Source organism: Microvirga terrae (assembly GCF_013307435.2).
GTDB classification, from domain to species: domain Bacteria; phylum Pseudomonadota; class Alphaproteobacteria; order Rhizobiales; family Beijerinckiaceae; genus Microvirga; species Microvirga terrae.
On sequence record NZ_CP102847.1, the window covers coordinates 190,354 to 212,314 of the forward strand.

Consider the following 21,961-nt stretch of genomic DNA (forward strand, 5'->3'; position numbering starts at 1 on the left):
CGTAGACCATTGGGATCGCCGCTCACGTCGGCAGCGGCTGGCCGGTCTGCTCCGCCACCATGTACCCGGCATACCAGTCCGGCCAGCCCTCATCATGCTGGCCGGTCCGCTTCTCGTGCTCGCCGTGCGCGACCGCTGCGCGCCGGAGCGCGGCCGCGAGGTCTGCTGGCGAGGTGAAGGTGGCGCCGTTCGTGTCCACGCGTCCTGGCAAGCGCTCGACGACCTGTTGCAACAGCCAACCGTTGCCGTCCGGATCGCTGAACGAGGCATACGTCCGGTAGGTGCGGTTTTCGGGATCTCGGCCACTCACCCGGACCCGCCCGAACAGGTACGGCTCGTCCGTGCCAGTGTGCTCCTCGCCGGCGTGGAACACCTCGCTGACCTTGGCGCCACGCCGAAGCAGCTCATCCCGGACAGCCTCGATGTCGGAGACGATCAGATACAGCCCCTGAGCAGACCCGGGGGCCGCGGCGGTCACGTTCTTGCCGAAGATGACCGAGCACCCGGAGCCAGGCGGCGTGAACTGGATGACGCGCCAGTCGTCACCGGCGGCGAAGTCAGCGTCGAGCCGCCATCCCAGGCCGTTGTAGAAGCTCCTGGCGCGATCGACGTCCGCAACCGGGATGACGACGACCTCGAGCTTCATGTCGACTGCCTGCGGTCTCTGGGTCTGGGACGCAGTTTCGCCGATGACCTGCGTATCGTTCATGTCATCCTCCTACCGTTTACAGGGCTTGAGAGTGGCAGGGTCAGGCCGCATTTCTGACCTTTCATTCGGCTGGGGTTGAAGCCTGGGTAGGGATGCGGACAGGCTGACGATGGCGCCTCCTGCCCATCCGGAGCACCACGAGCCGCGCCGCCACATAGAAGACCGGCGTCAGGAACAGTCCGAACACCGTGACACCGAGCATGCCGGCGAATACGGCCGTGCCGAGGGCCTGCCGCATTTCGGCTCCGGGTCCGGTCGCGATGGCGAGCGGCAGCACGCCGAGAATAAAGGCGAACGCCGTCATGAGAATGGGGCGCAGGCGCAGTCGGCAGGCCTCGACAACGGCCTCCACTGGCGTCTTGCCATCAAATTCCGCCTGTCGGGCGAATTCGACAATCAGGATCGCGTTCTTTGCCGCCAGTCCGACGAGCACCACGAGACCGATCTGGGTCAGGATATTGTTGTCCTGCCCCCGCAGCATCACGCCGATCAGCGCGGAGAGCACGCTCATCGGCACGATCAGGATGATAGCGATCGGCAAAGACCAGCTTTCGTATTGGGCCGCGAGCACGAGAAACACGAAGAGCACGGACAGGGCGAAGATGAACACCGCCGTATTGCCGGTCTGCCGCTCCTGATACGCCAGCTCCGTCCACTCGAAGCCCATGCCGGGAGAGAGATTCTGCCGGACCAGTGCCTCCATGGCATTGAGCGCGGCGCCTGAGGATACGCCCGGAGCCGCATTGCCCTGAAGGGCCACTGAGGTGAACATGTTGTAGCGCTGGACCAGGTCAGGGCCAGACATCTGCTGCATCTCGACGAGGGTGCCCATAGGCACAAGGGCGCCCGTGGACGAGCGGACCCGCAGCCGGTTGATATCCTCTTGGTCAATGCGGAAGCGCTGATCGGCCTGCGCCCGCACCTGATAAACACGGCCGAAGGCATTGAAGTCGTTCACGTAGGCCGTGCCGAGATTGATCCGCAGCGTCTCGAAGATGTTCGGGATCGGCACGTTAAGGATGCTGGCCTTCTGCCGGTCGATCTCGAGATAGACCTGAGGTGAGTTGGCCGAGAACGTCGTAAAAACGCCAGCGAGATTCGGATTTTGGCGGGCTTGGGTTATCAGTTGATAGGCCACCGCGAGAATGCCGCGCACGTCGTCGCCGGTCCTGTTCTGCAGCTGCACCTTGAACCCTCCCGAATTGCCGAGGCCGCGGACGGGCGGCGGCGGGATGGCGATGATGAACGCCTCCTCGATCGGCTGCATGCGGGCGAAGAGATCGCGGATGATCTTGGGTCCGGAATCCCCAGACTTGATGCGCTCCTCGAACGGCTTGAATCCGGCAAAGATGGCCGCCGCATTGGTTGCATTGGTGAAGGTGGCACCCGAGAAGCCTGGAAGGGCGACCGCATTCCGAACACCCGGCGTTTCCTGGATAATCTTCGAGGCCCTTTGCACGACCGCGTCGGTCCGGGACAGGGAGGAACCATCGGGCAGCTTCACTACAACGATGGCATAGCCCTGATCGAGCGTCGGGATGAAGCCGCGCGGCACGTGATCGGTGATCCAGAGCGTTCCAACCAGGAGCCCACCATAGATCGGCAGCACGATCAGCTTATGCCGCACGACGGCGCCAACCGCTCTGGCGTAGCCGTTCGAGGTGGCGTCGAAGCCCCGGTTGAAGCCGTTCGCCAGAGTCCTGCCAAAACGCGACACCGGATTGTGTGAATGTTCGTGGCTGTGCGGCTGCAACAGTCTTGCAGCAAGGGCTGGCGACAAGGTCAGGGAATTGAAGGCTGAGATCAGCGTCGAAACCGCGATGGTAAGGGCGAATTGGCGGTAGAACTGGCCCGTGATGCCGGGAATGAAGGCTGTGGGCACGAAGACGGCGGCGAGAACCAGCGCGATGGCCACGACAGCCGTGCCCACCTCGTCCATGGTGGTGTGGGCTGCGTCACGAGGCGATAATCCGAGGGCAATGTTGCGTTCGACGTTCTCGACCACGACGATGGCATCGTCGACTACGATGCCTATGGCCAGAACCATCCCAAAGAGGGTGAGGGTGTTGATCGAGAATCCAAGAGCCGCCATGAAAGCGAACGTGCCGACCAAGGAGATCGGAATGGCCACAATGGGAATAATGGCAGAGCGCCAGCTCTGCAGAAAAACGATCACGACGAGCACAACGAGAGCCGTGGCCTCGAACAGCGTCTTGTAGACTTCGTTGACGCTCTCGGCGATGAACTCGGTGGGATTGTAGACGATCTGGTACGCGATTCCCGGTGGGAAGTTGGCTTTGAGCTCCTCCATGCTCCGGATGATCTGCTCCGAGGTATCAAGGGCGTTGGTGCCGGGCCGCTGGAAGATCGCGAGGGCCACAGCCGGCTTTCCATTCAGGTAGGAATTCGTCACATAATCCTGGGCTCCCAGTTCGATGCGGGCGATGTCCTGCAGCCGCACAAGGTGCCCCTGGCGAGTGGCTTGGACGATGATCGACCGGAACTGACGCGGATCCTCGAAACGGCCTTGCGTGGTGACCGTGAGCTGGAAGGCGGCATCCGTGGGCGTCGGCTCCTGTCCCAGGGCTCCGCCGGAGACCTGAACGTTCTGCTCCTGGATGGCGCGGACCACGTCACCCGAGGTCATGCCGTAGGAGGCGAGTTTCTCCGGATCGAGCCAGATGCGGATGGAGTACTGCCGCTCGCCGAAGATGGTGAGATCGCCAACGCCCTGGAGACGCAACAGGATGTCGCGGACGTAGTTGCGGGCATAGTTGGAGATGTAGAGCTGGTCGTAGGACTCGTCAGGCGAGAGCATGTGCACGACCATCATCAGATCGGGCGAGCTCTTGAGCGTTGTGACGCCGAGACGCCGCACCTCCTCCGGCAGCCGCGGCGTTGCGATCGCCACCCGATTTTGGACGAGCACCTGCGCCTTGTCGAGATCGGCGCCCAGTCTGAAGGTGATCGTCAGCGCCATGGCGCCGTCGCTGGTCGAATAAGAGGACATGTACAGCATGTCCTCGACGCCGTTGATCTGCTGCTCCAGAGGGGTGGCAACCGTGGCTGCCACCGTCTGGGCGTCAGCCCCCGGATAGCTGGCCCGGACCACCACAGTAGGCGGCGCGACCTCCGGATACTGCGCCACCGGCAGCGTGGTGTAAGCGATGCCACCGACGATCAGGAAAAGGGCCGACAGAACGGTCGCAAAGATCGGACGGTCGACAAAAAAATGAGCCATCCGCATGGAAGTGCCCTCATCAGCGAGGTCAGGTGCCGTTTCGCTCCCGTGTCAGTGGCAGCGTCGTCATCTGCGGCGTAACGGGTGCCCCGGGCCGAACCCGGACGAGGCCGTTCACGACCACGGCCTCGTTGCCCGTCAACCCACTGCGAATGACCCTGTAGCCATCGATCCTTGGGCCGATGCGGACCGGCTTGAGACTGACGATGTTGTTCTCGCCGACGACATAGACGACGCGCCGGTCCTGGTCGCTGCCGATCGCCTCGTCCGGCAGGAGAATGCCTGTATAGGGATCCGAAGCCCCGATCGTCACGCGGCCGAACAAGCCGGGCGTCAGCACCATATCCTTGTTGTCGAAGACCGCACGCACCCGGATCGTGCCGCTGGCCTCATCCAGCCGGTTGTCGACGAAATCGATCTGTCCCTTGCGCTGCCCAAGCGCTCGTCCGTCAGCGTGAGCAAAGCCTCATTGGCCGATCCGTTGGCGGCTGTTCTCGTGCCCCCATTGGGTTGGGGTGCATAGGCCAGGAACGAGCGCTCGTCGACATCGAAGTAGAACTGGATCGGGTGGAGCGAGACGATGTTCGTCAGGAGCGTCTCGTTGGCGTTGACCAGGTTGCCCTCGGACACGAGCTTGCGGGAGATCCGGCCCGTCAGGGGCGCCTTGATCTCCGTAAACCCGACATCGAGCTCGGCCTGGCGCACGGCGGCCTGCGCCCGGTCCATGTCCGCCTTTCCGGTCAGAAAGGCCTGACGGCGCTGGTCGAAGATTTGGTCGGTGATGTTGCCGGTCATCCGCAGTTGTTCGGCCCGAGCAAGGTCGCTTTGGGCAAACTCCAGCCGGACCTGAGCGGAGGTCAAGGCTGCTTTCGCCTGCTCGAGCGCATTCCGGTACGGACGCGGATCGATGGTGAAGAGGAGGGATCCCGCCCTGACGAGGGACCCGTCCTGAAAATGAACCTTGTCGAGATACCCCGAGACCCGGGCGCGGATGTCGACCTGATCGACTGCCTCAAAGCGCCCGATGAAGTCGGTCCGCTCGACGATGTCCTTGACCACAGGCTTGGCGACGGTCACGGAAGGCGGCGAAGTAGAACCGTCCTGGGCATGGGCCGAGTTTTCTGGCAGCAGCCACAAACCAAGCATGGAGAGCACAAACCCGAAGCGGATCCCCATCCTCCCGATGCCTTCGTCCAATTTGCGCACTTGCGTCATTCGCAAAGCTCCCGAGGCTTCAGATCAGGCCGGGACCTCTACACCGGGAATCAAGCATTCATTCGCCTGCTGGCTGAGAAGGTCGTGCCGTTCGTCCAGGACTGAGAACAAGTCCTTCAGTTGTGACATCGCCGTTTCATGAGCTATCAGGCGCAGATCCAGAAGAGACAGAGTCGTGTCGTCGTCCAAGGTTGCCGCAAGGGTGCGGGCGCACCGGATCACTTCGGAAACCTTCTGATGATCCAGCGGAAGCTGACGCAACGTCTCACGTTCCGATGTGCCTTTTGGCTGGGAAGCAACGATACGCGCATGAGCATTCAGAGTGGCATGGTCGATGGCAATATCCGAGCTCAAAGCCCTAACCCGGCGGGCAAGGGGAGTCATGCCGTCAAGAAGATCCTGCCTTTGCCTCTCTAAAGCTCTGTCGAGAAGGGCCAGCGCAGATCCCTGAAGCGACCACCAAACGGTCTGCGTCTTCATCGCCAGCCTGTCCGTGTCGGCCAGCAAGCGAAGTAAGGCCTGCGCGATGATGCGGCGGTTGAAGCAATTGATCTGGTAGCCAGGATCCATGGTTGGCCGCACCTAGCGAGCGATGAGTCCGAATTCGGACCGTTCTCTACAGTGAGGGCAAGAATACGCTAGCGTGAGGTATTTTACCGATCACGGTGAGCAGCAACAGATCCAAAGTTGCGCCAACTCGCCTGGAATTGCGCAAATCCGCCTCGCCTCGACCGCGCGATGGTCACCTTTTCTGCGCAACTTCAGCTGGTCTCGTAGTGCCCATCATGGCGAAAAACGGATACAATCAGTCCGATGACGCGCTATTCGAAGGGGAGCCTGCGTTCCAAGCTTGACCGATGTATGGTGACCACTCGGATATCGCGGCCGTCGATCCAAGCTGTCGAAGTAATATTGTTCTGAGGGCTCTAGCCCATTCTCGCTCTGGCCATTCCCGGGTAGCCTGACGGGGAGGCCTCTTCGGGAGGCCACGATGAACCCAGATGATGCGGTCACCATTCAGTTCCACAAGTCAACGGCGGACGTTCTGAGGTTGAGTTATGGATGGGGCGTGCTCGATGCCGACCACGTGACCATGGCAAATCCGCAGCCATACGACTTTGCCCTCCAAAGCAGCCGACACTGCATCGCACTCCTGAATTGCTGTCGCAGTGACGGAGAGACCTACGTCGAGGGCCTCCCACGTTCCACCGTACGGGATAACCGGAATAAACTGATCTTCATCCCAGCGGGGTGTCGGCTGAATGGATGGGCGCAACCAGGCGCGGGGGCCATGGCGTTCACAGCGGCCTACCTCGACCCACAGCTTTGCTCGGATCTGGAGGAAGGTGAGCGCGAACTTTACCCGATCGTACGGTTCGAACATCCATTCCTGAGCCAGTTGATGCTACGGCTCGATGATATCCTGGCCCAACCGGAAACCTATTCCCGCATGTATGTAGAATCTTTTGCAGTCGTTATGCTGTCGGAGATTTCGAGATTCCAGGCGGTTCACCCTTCACAAAGCCGCTGTATCGAAACGTTCAACGGACACAGGGGAGGCTTGGCCAGTTGGCAGAGCAAGGCTGCGTGCGACTATATCGAGGCGAACCTCCACCAGGATATTTCTCTGACTGATCTCGCGGCCGTCGTCCGGCTCACCCCATATCACTTCTGCCGGGCATTCAAGCAAACCACCGGCGTCCCGCCGCACCACTACCAAATGACACGCCGTATCAAGCGGGCCATGACGCTTCTGGCCGATGCCTCACTGTCGATTTCCGATGTGGCAGGTATTGTCGGTTACGGCAGCCCGAGCCGGTTTTCCGCGCTCTTTCGACGGTTCACCGGTCACACGCCCAGAGCGTTCCGGCGGGAGATGATTTAGAGGTTTGCTCAAGAGAGGACGAGGCCGCTCATGGCTGCCGCAGGACCGTCAATTATGGAACGACGCCGGGAGCAGGCGTTTCCCGTCCTTGAGCAGGCCGAAATTGACCGCATGCGCCGGTTTGGCGAGGTCCGCCACTACCAGCCCGGCGAGACGCTGGTCCGGATCGGCGAAGCAGGACGCGGCCTCGCGGTGATCCTGGCCGGCCGGGTGGAGATCATCCAGCACGCCTCCGGCCAGCGCCTGCTGATTACGAAGCATGAGGCCGGGGAGATCATGGGCGAGCTCACCCAGCTTTCCGGTCGTCCCTCCCTTGTGGAGGCGATGACGGTTGAGCCGGTGGAGGCCTTGGTCATTCCGCCCGAAAAGCTCAGGGCCGTGTTGATTGCCGAAGCGGAACTCGGCGAGCGGATCATGCGGGCGCTGATCCTGCGACGCATGGGGCTGTTGGAGCTGAGCGCCGGGGGACCAGTGATCGTTGGCCCTGGAACTCACCGCGACGTCCTGCGGCTGGGTGGCTTTCTCTCCCGCAACGGTCACCCCCACCAGAGCCTTGATCCCGAGATCGATCAGGAGGCGAGGGCGCTCGTCGAGCAGTTCGATGTCGATCCCGGGGAACTGCCGATCGTCCTGTGCCCAAACGGGCGGTTGCTGCGCAATCCGAGCGAGGACGAGTTGGCCCGTTGTCTCGGCTTGGTGGGTCCGCTCGATCCGGACCGGGTCTATGATGTGGCCGTCGTGGGCGCCGGCCCCGCCGGTCTCGCCACCGCTGTGTATGCGGCCTCGGAAGGGCTCTCAGTCTTGGTGCTCGACTGCCGGGCCTTCGGCGGCCAGGCTGGTGCCTCCATGCGGATCGAGAACTACCTTGGCTTTCCAACCGGCATCACCGGCATGGCCCTCATGGCTCGGGCCTACACCCAGGCCCAGAAGTTTGGGGCCGAGATGGCGATGCCGGACGAGGCTGTTGGCCTTGAGGGCGAGGGCCCATCAGGAAGTGGTCCCTACGTGGTGACCCTGCTCAACCAGGAGCGGGTGCGTGCCCGTTCGGTGGTGATCGCCACGGGCGCCCGCTACCGGCGGCTCGAGGTGCCGGACCTGGAACGGTTTGAGGGCTCGTGCGTGCATTATTGGGCCTCACCCCTGGAGAAGAAGCTCTGCACCGGGCAGGAGATTGCCCTCGTCGGCGGCGGCAATTCGGCAGGTCAGGCCGTGGTCTACCTTGCCAGTCAGGTGGCGAAGGTCTGGCTGCTCGTCCGAGGGCAGGATCTTGGGAAGAGCATGTCGCGCTATCTCGTCGACCGGATTTCAGGCCTTCCTAACGTGGAAATCATCACCCAAGCCCAGATCACCGGACTCGAGGGACAGCCCGGCCAGCTCGAGGCGGTTCGCTGGCGCTTGGCAACCGGCGAGGAAATCCGCCGGTCGATGCGGCATCTGTTCCTGTTCATCGGTGCCTCGCCCAACACGCAGTGGCTGGATCCGTCGCAAGTGGTCCTGGACCCGAAGGGCTTCGTTCTGACCGGAGCCGATGTGGCTCCTGGCCGGAGGCTGTTGGAGACAAGCCTCAACGGCGTCTTCGCCGTTGGCGATGTCCGATCCGGTTCGGTGAAGCGAGTGGCCGGAGCGGTGGGGGAGGGAGCACAGGTGGTGGCTGCCATTCACGCTTTCCTGACGAAGGATGCCGTTCCGGGGCGGGCTCGCGGCGACGCTCAGCCCGCCTGACCAAGGTTTTCAACCTAGGAATGGCCCGTTTCGGCCATACAGTGGGCACGTGTGGACGGATGTTCGTCCTCCACTATAACACCACGATCGGGGTCGCTCCCATCATGAGGGAGGTCCAACATGACCGCTTCGACGTTTCTGTTCGCCACCGGGATCGAGAACAGCTATCCCACCATCAATGGCGGGCGAACACGCATCGACGAGATGGAGAAGTGCGGGCACTACACCCTATGGAGGACGGATTTCGACCTGCTCGATGAGATCGGCATCCGCTATCTCCGCTACGGTCCGCCTATCCACACGACATGGCTCGGGCAGGGACGCTACGATTGGGACTTTTGTGACCAAACCTTCGGCGAACTCTACCGCCGCAACGTTGTGCCGATCGTCGACCTCTGCCACTTCGGGGTCCCGGATTGGATCGGCAACTTCCAGAATCCTGACTTTCCGGACCTGTTTGCCGGGTATGCTCAGGCCTTCGCCGAGCGCTTCCCCTGGGTTCAGTTCTACACGCCGGTGAACGAGATGTTCGTCTGCGCCGCGTTCTCGGCGGCCTATGGCTGGTGGAACGAGCAGCTGTCGAGTGATCAGGCCTTCGTCACGGCGCTGAAACACATCGTGAAGGCCAATGTCCTGGCCATGGGGACGATCCTCGACGTCCGCGCCGATGCCATCTTCATCCAGAGCGAGTCCTCGGAACACTTCCACCCGGACTGCCCGAATGCGATCCCACTCGCCGAGTTCTACAACGCCCGCCGCTTTCTTCCTCTCGACCTCAACTACAGCCGGCGGGTGGACTCGGACATGTTCCTCTATCTCATGGACAACGGGATGAGCCGGGACGAATACGAGTTCTTCATGCGAGCGAATCTCAAGCGTCACTGCATCATGGGCAACGACTACTATGTGACCAACGAGCACCTCGTCTCGGCCAACGGGCACACCAGCGCCTCCGACGAGGTCTTCGGCTATGCCGAGATCACCCGGCAGTACCACGACCGCTACATGCTGCCGGTCATGCACACCGAGACGAACGTCAAGGAAGGTCCACGAGGCGACGAGGCGGTCAAGTGGCTCTGGAAGGAGTGGTCCAATGTCCTACGCGTGCGCAACTCCGGCGTGCCGATGATTGGCTTCACGTGGTACTCGCTCACCGATCAGGTCGACTGGGATACCGCCCTGCGGGAGGAGAACGGCACCGTCAACCCGCTCGGCCTGTACGATCTCGACCGCAACATCCGGGCGGTCGGGCGCAGCTACCGGCAACTGATCCACGACTGGTGTCAGGTTCTGCCGGCCCAGAGCATCTGTCTGCAACTGCCGATCACGCAGCCGCGCGACTTCGACAAGCCGTTCGCTCACCGGGCGCGGAAGTCGATGAAATCGATCTGCGAGAGAACCCCGAGCGAGCCGCTCATGTCGAACTAGGATGTCTGGAGAGGCTCCCATGCGTTGGAAAGCCAAACACCGGCCGGAGTGTTACCCTGGAGTTGGAACGGAAGCCAAGCCGCAGGAGCGTTTAGTGCGCCTTCTGCTGATAGCCGTGATCGTGATACTTTCGGTGTTCTCTTTGATTTATGCCTCTCACGCCAGGGTGCATGGCACCCACCCGACTGACCTCGCATCGGCTCAGCAAGCACATGAAAGTGCCACGGCACCAAATCGGAGAGGGCGACGTGGTTGAAGCTTTCGGACCTAGATTGCCCATCCGTTTGGGTTAGATTTTTGTATCTGAATGTATCGGCATGGGCGTCTCAAGGCAGTCGGATACAATCAGGCTCTGTCCCTGAAACATCCAGGACACACGAACAGCGCGATGATTTTCCACCAGCAAGAGGCATGCCGCCTCCCCGGAAGGAAGAGCAAATGAGAGCGCGCAACTACCTAATGTCAGCTGCCCTCGTCGCAGTTGGCCTATTTTCGCTTCAGGCAGCCCAGGCTCAGCAGAACGTCACCCAGCGCACCGATCTGGTGCAAAGCGACATCAGCCTGCCCGGTAAGGAAGTCCTTCAGGTACGGGTCGACTTCAATCCTGGCGTCGTTTCGATCAACCACAGGCACCCGGGCGAAGAAGTCGCCTACGTGCTTGAGGGCACTCTCGAGTATCAGCTCGAGGGCCGGCAGCCTGTCACCCTCACCGTGGGCCAGTCGCTGTTCATCCCGGCCGGAGTGGCCCATATCGCCAAGAACGTCGGCCCGGGCAAAGCCTCGGAGCTGGCGACTTACATCGTTACGAAGGGTGCCCCTCTCCTTGAGCCGGTGAAGTGAGTTCTCCGATGGACCTCGACATAGGGGAGGGCGCATTGGCATCCCATGAAACATCCGACAGTCGGCAGTTCTCGCGCCGTTCCCTGCTTTTGGGCGGTGCGGCGGTGGGACTGGCATCGGCCACTCTTCCATTGGCGGGCGCTTTGGCCTCAGACGGGGCTAGGAGACCCGCGCCCGACTGGATCCGCCCCTTTCAGGTGAATATCCCGGAGGCGGCGCTGGTTGATCTGCGCCTGCGGCTTGCCGCGACCCGATGGCCTGACGGCGAGACGGTGACCAACCGCTCGCAGGGCATTCAACCCGATAAGTTGAAGCCCCTCGTGGATTATTGGCAGAGCGCCTACGATTGGCGTCAGGCCGAGGCCAAGCTGAATGCCTTGCCGCAGTTCGTGACCAATATTGATGGTGTGGACATCCACTTCATCCACGTACGCTCGCCTCACGACAATGCCTTGCCGCTGATCATGACCCATGGATGGCCTGGCTCCGTCTTCGAGTTGCTGAACCTGATCGGCCCGCTCACTGAGCCCACAGCCCATGGCGGCAAAGCCGAAGACGCATTTCATCTTGTGCTCCCGACCATTCCCGGATTCGGCTTCTCTCAGAAGCCCTCAGCCTCCGGCTGGAACCCGCAGCGTATCGCGGCGGCCTGGGACGTGCTGATGAAACGCCTCGGGTATCCGCGGTATGTTTCCCAAGGTGGGGACTGGGGGGCCATCATCAGCGACGCCTTGGGCCGTCAGGCACCTAACGGACTGCTGGCGATCCACGTCAACCGGGTAGAACGGGCTACCACCTTCCCGCCGGATGCCGCTCAAGCTCTCAGGAGCGGCGGCCCTGGGCCGGACAACCTGTCCGCCGAGGAGAAGGTCATCTTCGAGGAAGCGCGCGATTTTCTGAACAATGGCTTCGGGTATGCCGCGATCATGGGCACCCGGCCTGAGACGATCGGATACGGGCTTGCGGATTCTCCCGTCGGCCTAGCTGCCTGGCTGTACGACAAGATCGCCGATTGGGTCTACACGCGGGGCGACCCCGAGGCGGCCCTCAGCAAGGACGCGATCCTCGACAACATCACGCTCTATTGGCTGACGAATACCGGTCCATCGAGCGGGCGGATCTACTGGGAAAATGCTGCGCCCGGAGCGAAGCTGACGCCCGTCAAGGTTCCGGTGGCTGTGACAGTGTTTCCAGGCGAGGTCTACAAGCCGCCGAAGCATTGGCTGTCGCGGGCCTATCCGAACCTCATCTATTACAACCGCGTCGAGAAGGGTGGCCACTTTGCTGCCTGGGAAGAGCCGAAGCTCTTCAGCGAAGAGTTGCGAGCCGCCTTCAAGACCGTCCGCTGATGGAGATTGCCGAGCCAGCGATCTGCTGGCTCGGCGATCGTTTTAACGTCTCACGGAGGCGCACGAGGTGGAACATGAACTCGCGGCATCCCGGGCGGATCGGCCCGGCATGGAATTCGAAATGGACAACTCAGTGAATACGCAAGTGAAACGGAAAATCGCCTTCGCCTTGCTGATGGGCATCGTGACGACGGGTATTATCTCGTTTGCCATCCTGGCCCTCAACGTAGGCTTTTCGGAGACCTTCGCCCTCACGTGGCTGCGGTCATGGGGCATCGGGTACGTGATCGTGGTCCCCGTTATTCTCGTCGTCGGTCCATGGCTGCAGGCACAGGTCAACCGGATGATTCAATGAAATCCCGAGGTCACTTGGAGGGACATGCTATGCTCAAGCGTTCACTGTTTGTGATTTTTGGTCTGGCTCTTGGTTCCTCGACTGCTTGGGGCTGCGTCGACACATCTGCTGCGAAGGAACAGGCTATGGACATAGGTTTTGTTGACGTCGGTTCTGACATCACGCTCAGAAGGTTGAAAATGCAGAACTCAAGTCCCGGGGGAACAGTGCTTCTACTGCATGGTTTCCCGGAGACGCTGTGCGCCTGGACCGAAATATCGAGAGAGCTCTCCTCTGACTATGAAGTCCATGCCTTTGACTGGCCGGGCTACGGTCTTTCATCACGGCCCGCCGCCGATCAGTTCTCCTACTCGCCGAAGGACTATGCACGGGTCTTGGGCGAATACATCAAAAAATCCGGCATCGATACATCGAAGCTCACGATCTATGCGACTGACATCGGAGCCCTGCCAGCGCTTCTACTGGCCCTTGAGGATCCGAACGTCGCCAAGACCATCATTGTTGGTGACTTCGCACCGTTCAACAGACCTCAATACATGCACGACAGATTGCAAGGCCTGAAGTCGGAGCCTTCGGCAAGTGCGACGCTTGCCGCCTATAAAACCAGGACCGGCGCGGAAATTCTTGATACCGCGGTAAGGGGAGGGCTGCCCAAAGAAGCGCAGTTTGAGGTTTCCGCTGGGTTCAAAGATGACGTGTCCAGCAGTTGGAGCCATGGTGGAATGACACCGCCAGACGCCTTCTACCACTACTACTCCCACTTTACGCGAGATGAGGACTATCTCGAGGCGAACATTGGCAAGCTCAAGACGCCCGTGAGAGTGGTTTGGGGCGAGAAGGACATCTACATCACTAAGGAGATGGGGATCGAGTTTGCCAAGGCGATCAACGTGGACATCACTCTTCTGCCTGGTATCGGACACTACCCTCATCTTCAAAGCCCGAAGCAGACCGTTGAGGAGATCCGCGCCTCATTCCGATGACGGGCAGTATCCGGAGGAAACGCGAGGCAATGTAAGGTAGCGCGTCATTGCCGCCGCGAACCCCAGCGCTCAGGCTGTCGGAGTACGCCGAGCCACCTCGACAGAGGCTCGGCGTTTCGCATTAACTAAGCTCGATCAGCGTCAACAACAGCCTGAGCAAAGGCCTGCGGGGCCTCCTGAGGCAGATTGTGGCCAATCCCGCCAGTGATCAGGCGATGCTCATACTTGCCGGAGAACTTCTTGGCATAGACAGCCGGATCCGGGTGAGGAGCGCCGTTCGCATCGCCTTCCAGGGTGATCGATGGGATGCTGATCACGGGAAACTCAGCCAGCCGGCGCTCAAGCTCATCGTACTGGCGTTCGCCTTCAGCCAATCCGAGCCGCCAACGGTAATTGTGAATCGCGATTGAGACGTGATCCGGGTTGTCGAACGCGGCTGCGCTGCGGTTGAACGTGCCCTCGTCGAAGTTCCACTTCGGCGAGGCGAGTTGCCAGATCAGCTTGGCGAACTCACGCCGATACTTCTCATATCCAAGCCGTCCGCGCTCCGTTGCAAAGTAGTACTGATACCACCATTGCAACTCGGCCTGGGGTGGCAAGGGCATTTGGTTCAGTGTTTGGCTGCCGATGAGATAGCCACTTACGGAGACCATCGCCTTGAACCGCTCCGGCCAGAGCACTGCGAGAATGTTGGCAGTTCGCGCACCCCAGTCGCAGCCGGCCACGACGGCCTTATCAATCTTCAGCGCGTCCATCAGGGCGATGATATCAACCGCGATCGCCGATTGTTGGCCGTTTCGGGGCGTTTCGGCCTTCAGAAACTGCGTGCTTCCATATCCGCGCAGGTAAGGCACGATCACCCGGTAGCCCGCCTCGGCGAGCAGCGGTGCCACATCCACATAGGTATAGATGTCGTAGGGCCAGCCGTGCAACAGGATTACTGGAGTGCCATCTGCAGGCCCCGCTTCCGCGTATCCTACATTCAGGACACCTGCCTGGACCTGCTTGAGCGAGGGAAAGGATGTATTTGTGCCGGGCTTGACCTGCGGCAGCCTAGGCGGTGTGTGGATCGCCTCCTGGGCCTGTGCGGCACCCACCCCAAGCTGGACCGCCGCTGTTGTCAATGCAGCCAAGCCTACGAAGTGTCGCCGTGAGAAGTTGATTTGGTTTGCCATCGATCTGCTCCCCTGAGATGAACCGGAGCTACAGAACAAAACAGTGTTGTATCCTCATTGTGTTCGCACGGATGCCTTTTGTAAGCTTATGTGTCTGGAGGACTGGACGGAACGTTTTCTTACAATTCGGGCTGATCTGCAAACATCCCGGATACGTAGATCCTGCATCTATTGGCTCCGCTGACAACACCAACATCAGCGATGCAAAGGAGCCGACACCATGTCGAAGATTGAAAAGGTTCTCTACACCGGCAAGACTCGCACCACCGGCGGACGCGACGGGACATCCCGCAGCGACGACGGCCGTCTCGATATTCAGCTGTCCCACTTCGTTGGAAGGGGGAGTGGCACAAATCCCGAGCAGCTCTTCGCAGCCGGCTGGTCGGCCTGCTTCCTTGCCGCGATTGCCAAAGCGGCCTCCAAGAGGAAGGTTGAGCTTCCGAAAGACCACGCAATCAACGCAGAAGTCGATATCGGACAAACCGGTGATGCTGTCTTCCTCCAGGCTCGCCTCAATGTAAGCCTTCCGGGCATCGAACCGGAGACGGCACGAGCCCTCGTCGATGAAGCCCACCAGACGTGCCCCTATTCCAAGGCCACGCGCGGCAACATCGATGTCGAAATCAATTTGATCTAAGCCCAGCCCTGGCGGGGGCCTACAAACGGCCCGTTACCGAACAGCTGACCCTCTGAGGCGTGGAAGCCCCGTGGCATCAGAGCCACGGGGTCTGACACTCCGAATTCCAGTCTAGAAAATCTGCCTTCGTGTTGGAGATCGTTATGGGTGTTCCCGTTTGGTTACGAGTTGGCGATGGCAGCGGTATGCCCCCATCCATGCGGCGGGCCCCTGGCTCAGTCTGGCTTATCGCCGACAGCTCCAGTCAGGTGGGACTCGCCGTGGCTAAGGACGTTGTCGAGCGCGGGCATCGAGTGATCCTCGCAGCCCGCAACACAGCAGCAGTTCAGGATCTCGTCAGAGGATTTCCGAATACAACCCTTGTGGTTGCTCTGGATGGCGCGACGTCAGACGATGTTACTCGTATCGTCAGAGAAACCAAGGACCGGTTTGGGCCGATCGAGGTCCTCGTGAATACCCCGGGTGTTGGAAGTCTCCCATTCCTCGGCTGAGTGGCGAGCGCGCCCTTCCAGGTCAATCGCAGAGGTGGATCAGCCGAGGACAATTTCCGCTGCAACGCCCCCACCGGACCTGTTTTTGAGACTGAGCGAGCCACCGATAGCCAACGCGAGTTGCTGGGCGATGGCGAGCCCTAGGCCCGTTCCGCCGGTATCTCGGTTTCGGGATTGCTCGAGGCGATAGAATGGCTGAAGAACGGCTTCGAGTTGCCCCTCCGGAATTCCCGGGCCGCGATCGCAGACGGCGATACAAATCTTTCCATCCGGCGTTCTGACTGTATCGACCTCTGCCTCTCCGGCGAATTTCAAGGCATTGTCGATCAGATTTGTCAGGATACGCCGAAGGGCGTGAGGGCGTGTTGTGATGACAGCATCAATGGTCCTAGGAACTGTCACAGCCTTCCCAGTGTCCTGATAATCGAAGACAATGCTCTCGACGAATGAGCCGATGTCAATCCGCGTCGGCTTTTCAACATTGCCGTGGGCCGTTCTGGCGTAGGCCACTCCCTCGTGCACAAGCCTCTCAATCTCTGAGAGGTCGCTGATCAATTTCTCCTTCTCCGGACCGTCCTCGGCGACCTCGGCACGAAGTTTCATGCGCGTAATGGGCGTCTGAAGGTCGTGAGAAATCGCGGCCAGGATCTGGACCCGCTCCTCGAGGTAATGCGCGATCCGATCCTGCATGGCGTTGAAGGCAGTCGCCGCATCGACGACCTCTGCCGGTCCTGTCTCATCAAGCCGAGCCGCATCCTTGCCGGGATTCAAGGTTTCAGCCGCCTTGGCGAGCCGGTGAAGCGGCCTTATCGCCGAGCGCACGGCAATCCAAGTGCACAACAGGAGAAGGCCGAGCTGTGCAACCAGAACATAGGGAAGCCATGAGGCGAGAGGCATGACCCTTGGCCGTAGGTCGATCGTCACTTGCGAGCCATCGCTGAGCGTTACATGGGCTTGAACACGTTGCCGTGGGCCAGGAATGGTCTCGACGGTAATCGGCAACCGATGTCCCACCGCCGTCTGGATGGTTTCAGCGACCTCTTGGCCAAGCCCGGTCACTTCAGGAACACCGGGGAGACCCGGGCCGAGCTCATATCGATAGTTCCCCCGCTCCAGCATAGCGACCCATTGCTGGCGTTCGCCCGCCGGCAGGCGGTCGAGAAGGGCCAGAGAGATGCCGACGTCCTTCTCGAGATTGCCGAGCATCATCGTCTTGGCTGCCGAGTAGCGTTCAAGGAACAGGACGCCAAACGACAGGGCGTGCGCCACGGCCAGCCCGGCGAAAAGGATGAGAAAGAGCCGCCACCGCAAGGTTCGAGGCAGTCGGAAGACGGTGCGATGCCAGCCTTTGATGGTCATTGCCGTGCCGTCGTTATCTCGACCGGCACCGCGAGGACATAACCTTCGCTGCGGACCGTCTTGATGTAGGCCGGCTCGCGGGCATCCTCGCGGAGGCGTTGCCGAAGTCTGCTGACGAGCAGGTCGATGGAACGGTCGAAGAGTTCGGCCTCACGTCCCTGCGTCAGGTTGAGCAGTTGATCACGGGAGAGAACCCGTTGCGGATGGTCGAGAAAGACACGGAGCAGGCGGTACTCGGCACCACTGAGCGCGACAGCCGTTCCCTCCTTGTCGAGGAGATGCCTCATCGTCGTATCGAGTTGCCATTCGCCAAACGTCAACAATTGACCGGCTTCTGTCACCTGCAGGTTGGGCGGCATCATTCGCGTGCGGCGGAGCACCGCCTTGATCCTGGCAAGCAGTTCTCGAGCAGCGAACGGCTTCACCAGATAATCATCGGCACCCATCTCCAAGCCAACGATTTTGTCGGTGTCATCATTTCGTGCCGTCAGCATCAGGACGGGCGTGGATTTGTGCTTTCCGGCCCGGAGCTCTCGGCAGAGCACAAGTCCGTCGTCGCCGGGCATCATGATGTCGAGGACGATTAGGTCGACCCGGTTAGCCTCGAGAAATGACCGCATTTGCCGCCCATCCGCGGCGGCGGTGGCGCGCAGGCCGTTCTTCTTCAGGTAGTCGGCAACGAGTTCTCGTATCTCACGGTCATCGTCGACGATCAGGATGTGGTCTGTATGTTCCATGGCGGTCACCGCAGAGGCTGCGGGACTACTTTAGCACTGCGTGCGGTTAGAATAGCCCTTTATCCTTCGAGATTTGTATCGAGCTGTATCCATCTCAGCCGAAGATACAAAAGCTGACAAGAATCCTGGCTGCGGGTTAATTCAACGGGCCTGTTACTGCGAGCTTGTGCAACTTAGTAACAAAGTGCTGGTGGGGGTTTCTTCAGAAGTTCAGCCACAGCAGCGATGGTTGCGACTACATTTCGATACAGTTCGGCCTGTCTCGGACATATCCCGGATACGTCAAGCTGAACAAATGTGAGCCAGTTTCAATCGCCGGCCAGTGCTTCAGCACATTGGCCGCGTCTGAGAGGCCCGGCCATGACCCTGTTCGTTGTTTCTTATTTGGCAGGAGTCCTGACAATCGTCAGCCCCTGTATTCTTCCGATCCTGCCCTTCGTCTTCTCCCGGGCGGGCCAGCCCTTTGCCCGCAGCATCCTTCCGATGATGGTTGGCATGGCGGCGACCTTTGCGGCGGTCGCGACCCTTGCTGCCGTGGGTGGAAGCTGGGCGGTGCATGCGAACGAGGTCGGACGCTCTGTCGCCATCGCATTGCTGGCCATGTTTGGTGTGACCCTCATTTCGGCACGCGCTGCCGCCTTCCTGACCCGGCCGGCGGTCGCCCTCGGCAGCCGGCTGTCTGGAGTGGCGCCTTCGGACAAGCCCAGTGTCGGTGGATCGCTGCTCCTCGGGGCTGCGACGGGCTTCCTCTGGGCGCCCTGCGCTGGCCCGATCCTGGGGTTGGTTCTGACGGGAGCCGCCATCCAGGGCGCCAATCCGCAGACCTCTCTCCTGTTGGCCGCCTACGCTGCCGGAGCGGCAACATCCATGGCGCTGGCCGTTTTGACGGGCGGACGAGTGTTCGCAGCGATGAAGCGCTCGCTGGGTCTCGGCCACCGCATTCGGCAGGGCTTGGGCGCGGCTGTTCTCGCCGGCGTCACAATGATCGTCCTGGGCCTCGATACTGACCTTCTGACCCGTCTGTCCTATGCGAGCACCGCCAGCATCGAACAATCCTTGCTGGATCGGGTGCATGGCAAGCCTGATGCTGCCTCGACAAGTTCCACAGGCCGTCGCACGACGTTGGCTACGAACGACGCTGGTCAGGGCTATCGCAGCAACTTGCCGGTCGAGGGCAAATTTCCGTCCCTTGATGGTGCGGTGAAGTGGCTGAACTCCGAGCCGCTGACGACTGAACAGCTGAGGGGCAAGGTCGTGCTCATCGACTTCTGGACGTATTCCTGCATCAACTGCATTCGCACGATCCCCTACGTGCGGGCTTGGGCCGAGAAGTACAAGGATCAGGGTCTCGTTGTGATCGGCGTTCATGCTCCCGAGTTCGCCTTCGAAAAGCGCATTTCCAACGTGGAACGTGCCATCCAGAACTTCGCGATCACCTATCCGGTGGCGATCGACAACGACTTCAAGATCTGGCGCGCCTTCCGGAACAGCTATTGGCCGGCTCACTACTTCATCGATGCCCAAGGGCGGATCAGGCACCATCACTTTGGTGAAGGCGATTACGAGGAGTCGGAGCGCGTTATCCAGGAACTGCTGGCGGAAGGGGGAACCCAGAGGGCAGAGAGCAGCTTCGTCACGCCAGATGCAAAAGGGGCGGAAGCCGCGGCCGATTTTGACCGGGTCCAATCCGGCGAGACGTACCTCGGCTACAAACGAGCATCGAACTTCGGCTCGCCCGAACAGGTTAGCGCCGACGAGCCACGGGACTATACCGCCGGTCGGCTGCGGCTCAACGAGTGGAGCCTGGCCGGGAACTGGACGGTTGAGGCGGAGCAGGCTGTGCTCAACCAGTCCGGAGGAGCGATCTCCTACAGATTCCGAGCCAGGGACCTGCACCTCGTGCTCGGGCGTAGCCGTGACGGCAAACCGGTGCGGTTCCAGGTAACCATCGATGGCAAAGTGCCTGGAGCAAACCATGGTAGCGATATCGACACCAACGGTAATGGGACGGTTGCAGAAACCCGGCTCTACCAGTTGATCCGGCAAGGAGGGGACGTCCGGGAGCGAACCTTCGAAATCCGCTTTCTGGATCCAGGGATCGAAGCCTACGCGTTCACATTCGGTTAGGAAGGATTGCATTATCGAACAAAGCTGACATCGTGTGGGAGAGCATAAGGTTCTGTGGGGCAGCCAGTGCGGAGAGCCCTCCAAAGGCTATGAACAAATCCGATCGGTCGCAGAATAACGTGAACCGAAACTAAAGGCGACACGGTTGCCCCCCAGGTCCTCATGCTCTCCTATCAGTTCGAGCAGCCGTTCGTGATGGACACCTCCAAGTTCGAGCGCACGTTCGGGGGCTCGGTCACGCCGCTGCGGGAGGGCGTGCGACAAACCATTGCCGCCCTGCAATCGACCCGCTGAGAGCGTGCCGCCCGCAACCCCATCATCAGCCCGCTCTAGCGAGGACCGGGAAGGGCGAACCCACGCCCAGTCCTCGCGCCACCGGAAGTTGGCTTGGTATAGACAACCTGTCGATGCCAAGGGCACCAGCTGGATCCGTCATCGGTCGGGGCACCACAGAAGATTGCCTCGGTTTCGTCCGAGACAAAATAGCGGCATTGCTGCGCCCGCAGCTTGCAGGGAAAAGCTGTCTTTGGTTTATAATGCCGGCGCTCGATCAGGAAGGGATCTTGCGCTGGCCACCTAATCGCGTGTCCTCAGCTCGGCGATGGCACCAATCAAGCCAAATTGGTACTTCTCGCGCAGGAGCGCCATGACATTGCTGGCGCTCTTCCTACCAACTCTCTTAATCAGGAAGTGATTAAGACTACTTTGTCTTGCATGGCATCGATCAAGTGCCTGCTCTGCAAGCTGCTCTGCCGTCTGACTTGTTTGAAGTCTTTCTTTGATGAATGACGCGGCGCAGATCTGCCATTGATCGTTCAGCACTCTCGCCTCTTCATACACGGCCAGAGGCTTGAACTCGTCAGCTTCGACGGGGGAACCAGCCATCAATGAAGCGACCAGACATCCGGTGGCCAAGGCAATGCGCCAGCCATTCACCCGGGTACGAGCGGATAAACCAATATTCGGATGGTCGGCTAGCGGAAGTACCGCATATAGATGGTGCCGCCTGAGATCGACAGGGCGATAATAAGCGGGAGCCAACGGGACATCAAACATCCTTCTGCCCACCGGTCAGGGTGCCAAAGGCACGCAGCACCTGCTCTACCCAGGCGGAGCAATCCGCTTGTGGCTCCTGAGGCTGGTTGGGCACAAGAATACGTCCGATCGCATGCGCCAAACACCACCTTGCGAACTGCATTGCTGCGGCATGAGTGTCCTGGATCTGGATGTCGCCGTCAGCCACGTGGGTGTCGAGGTCCTCCGCAATCCGTTTGATCGTCGGGCCAAGACTTTGCGTGAGGAACTCCTCGCCCAAACGGGGGAAACGGCCGAGAGCCCCGATGACCAGACGCAGGGTCGCCATCGTCGCCGGGGCTTCCATGACCACGAGAACTGCAATCCCGATCTGCCTCAGAGCTGAGGCTGGATCCAGATCTTTCGGGTCGGGGGACGGCAGCTCCCGTGTGATGCGCTCTGCTTCCGAATCGATCAGCGACCTGAATAAGTCATCCTTGCTGTCGAAGTGGTTGTAGAGCGTGCCCTTCGAGACCCCCGCCTGGATGGCGATCTCGTCCATGCTGGCTCCGGCATAGCCGTTCAGGAGAAAGACCTGTCGCGCGCCGTCGAGGATCTGGCGCTTCTTGAGCATGCTCCGGAGGTCAGGGGCTTGCCTGTCAACCGGGTGAGGACTGGTTTCGAGCATGATGCA

General features: G+C 60.6%; 19 protein-coding genes and 1 pseudogene. 11 read left to right on the forward strand and 9 right to left on the reverse strand.

The genetic code is table 11. From position 1 onward, the window contains the following. Positions 1-22 precede the first annotated feature (22 nt). From HPT29_RS28145 to HPT29_RS28165, 4 genes and pseudogenes are all read right to left on the reverse strand, one after another. The gene (locus tag HPT29_RS28145) at positions 23-709 is read right to left on the reverse strand and encodes a VOC family protein (protein ID WP_173949695.1); all 687 of its coding nucleotides are present in this window, start codon (positions 707-709) and stop codon (positions 23-25) included. 61 nt (positions 710-770) lie between these two features. Then, the gene (locus HPT29_RS28150) at positions 771-3,956 is read right to left on the reverse strand and encodes an efflux RND transporter permease subunit (protein WP_173949694.1); all 3,186 of its coding nucleotides are present in this window, start codon (positions 3,954-3,956) and stop codon (positions 771-773) included. A gap of 22 nt (positions 3,957-3,978) precedes the next feature. Further along, positions 3,979-5,096 (reverse strand): annotated as a pseudogene (locus tag HPT29_RS28160) (efflux RND transporter periplasmic adaptor subunit). A 93-nt stretch (positions 5,097-5,189) separates the two neighbouring features. Then, the gene (locus tag HPT29_RS28165; RefSeq protein WP_173949693.1) at positions 5,190-5,735 is read right to left on the reverse strand and encodes a ferritin family protein; all 546 of its coding nucleotides are present in this window, start codon (positions 5,733-5,735) and stop codon (positions 5,190-5,192) included. Positions 5,736-6,156: 421 nt separating this feature from the next. Between HPT29_RS28165 and HPT29_RS28170 the strand changes: the two genes are divergently transcribed. From HPT29_RS28170 to HPT29_RS28200, 7 genes are all read left to right on the forward strand, one after another. Further along, positions 6,157-7,050 carry a helix-turn-helix domain-containing protein gene (locus HPT29_RS28170; protein WP_173949692.1) on the forward strand — a complete coding sequence of 298 codons (894 nt, stop codon included), beginning with the start codon at positions 6,157-6,159 and terminating at the stop codon, positions 7,048-7,050. A 54-nt stretch (positions 7,051-7,104) separates the two neighbouring features. Then, complete coding sequence (locus HPT29_RS28175) at positions 7,105-8,772, forward strand: FAD-dependent oxidoreductase (RefSeq protein ID WP_259061101.1); 1,668 nt, start codon at positions 7,105-7,107, stop codon at positions 8,770-8,772. A gap of 120 nt (positions 8,773-8,892) precedes the next feature. Then, the gene (locus HPT29_RS28180) at positions 8,893-10,200 is read left to right on the forward strand and encodes a family 1 glycosylhydrolase (RefSeq protein ID WP_173949690.1); all 1,308 of its coding nucleotides are present in this window, start codon (positions 8,893-8,895) and stop codon (positions 10,198-10,200) included. A gap of 438 nt (positions 10,201-10,638) precedes the next feature. Then, positions 10,639-11,040, forward strand: a complete 402-nt coding sequence (locus HPT29_RS28185; protein WP_173949689.1) for a cupin domain-containing protein — start codon at positions 10,639-10,641, stop codon at positions 11,038-11,040. Positions 11,041-11,048: 8 nt separating this feature from the next. Then, on the forward strand, positions 11,049-12,389 hold the full coding sequence (locus HPT29_RS28190; protein WP_173949688.1) for an epoxide hydrolase family protein: 1,341 nt from the start codon (positions 11,049-11,051) through the stop codon (positions 12,387-12,389). A gap of 133 nt (positions 12,390-12,522) precedes the next feature. Continuing rightward, complete coding sequence (locus tag HPT29_RS28195) at positions 12,523-12,744, forward strand: DUF2798 domain-containing protein (RefSeq protein WP_173949826.1); 222 nt, start codon at positions 12,523-12,525, stop codon at positions 12,742-12,744. A gap of 29 nt (positions 12,745-12,773) precedes the next feature. Further along, entirely contained in the window at positions 12,774-13,727 is a 954-nt protein-coding gene (locus tag HPT29_RS28200; protein ID WP_173949687.1) for an alpha/beta fold hydrolase, read from the forward strand. Positions 13,728-13,852: 125 nt separating this feature from the next. On the opposite strand, the gene HPT29_RS28205 is transcribed toward HPT29_RS28200, so the two are convergent. Next, positions 13,853-14,902, reverse strand: coding sequence for an alpha/beta fold hydrolase (locus HPT29_RS28205; RefSeq protein WP_173949686.1), 1,050 nt, complete (start codon positions 14,900-14,902; stop codon positions 13,853-13,855). A 220-nt stretch (positions 14,903-15,122) separates the two neighbouring features. On the opposite strand from HPT29_RS28205, the gene HPT29_RS28210 reads away from it, so the two are divergent. Next, positions 15,123-15,539, forward strand: coding sequence for an organic hydroperoxide resistance protein (locus HPT29_RS28210; RefSeq protein WP_173949685.1), 417 nt, complete (start codon positions 15,123-15,125; stop codon positions 15,537-15,539). Between the two features lie 197 nt (positions 15,540-15,736). Next, positions 15,737-16,030: an SDR family NAD(P)-dependent oxidoreductase gene (locus tag HPT29_RS29080; RefSeq protein ID WP_432807352.1), complete on the forward strand. Its 294-nt coding sequence runs from the start codon at positions 15,737-15,739 to the stop codon at positions 16,028-16,030. Between the two features lie 39 nt (positions 16,031-16,069). Here HPT29_RS29080 and HPT29_RS28215 read toward each other — a convergent pair whose 3' ends face one another. Continuing rightward, on the reverse strand, positions 16,070-17,389 hold the full coding sequence (locus tag HPT29_RS28215; protein ID WP_173949683.1) for a sensor histidine kinase: 1,320 nt from the start codon (positions 17,387-17,389) through the stop codon (positions 16,070-16,072). Next, a complete protein-coding gene (locus HPT29_RS28220) occupies positions 17,386-18,126 on the reverse strand; it encodes a response regulator (RefSeq protein WP_173949682.1) in 741 nt (246 codons plus the stop codon). Before HPT29_RS28220 ends, HPT29_RS28215 begins: the two co-directional genes overlap by 4 nt. 360 nt (positions 18,127-18,486) lie before the next feature. Between HPT29_RS28220 and HPT29_RS28225 the strand changes: the two genes are divergently transcribed. Both HPT29_RS28225 and HPT29_RS28230 read left to right on the forward strand, forming a co-directional pair. Then, entirely contained in the window at positions 18,487-20,253 is a 1,767-nt protein-coding gene (locus tag HPT29_RS28225; RefSeq protein ID WP_173949681.1) for a cytochrome c biogenesis protein DipZ, read from the forward strand. 162 nt (positions 20,254-20,415) lie between these two features. Then, complete coding sequence (locus tag HPT29_RS28230; RefSeq protein ID WP_259061103.1) at positions 20,416-20,547, forward strand: hypothetical protein; 132 nt, start codon at positions 20,416-20,418, stop codon at positions 20,545-20,547. 282 nt (positions 20,548-20,829) lie between these two features. Here HPT29_RS28230 and HPT29_RS28235 read toward each other — a convergent pair whose 3' ends face one another. Beyond that, positions 20,830-21,309 carry a hypothetical protein gene (locus tag HPT29_RS28235; protein ID WP_173949680.1) on the reverse strand — a complete coding sequence of 160 codons (480 nt, stop codon included), beginning with the start codon at positions 21,307-21,309 and terminating at the stop codon, positions 20,830-20,832. After that, a complete protein-coding gene (locus tag HPT29_RS28240; RefSeq protein WP_349774737.1) occupies positions 21,302-21,955 on the reverse strand; it encodes a TetR/AcrR family transcriptional regulator in 654 nt (217 codons plus the stop codon). Before HPT29_RS28240 ends, HPT29_RS28235 begins: the two co-directional genes overlap by 8 nt. Between the last annotated feature and the right edge of the window lie 6 nt (positions 21,956-21,961).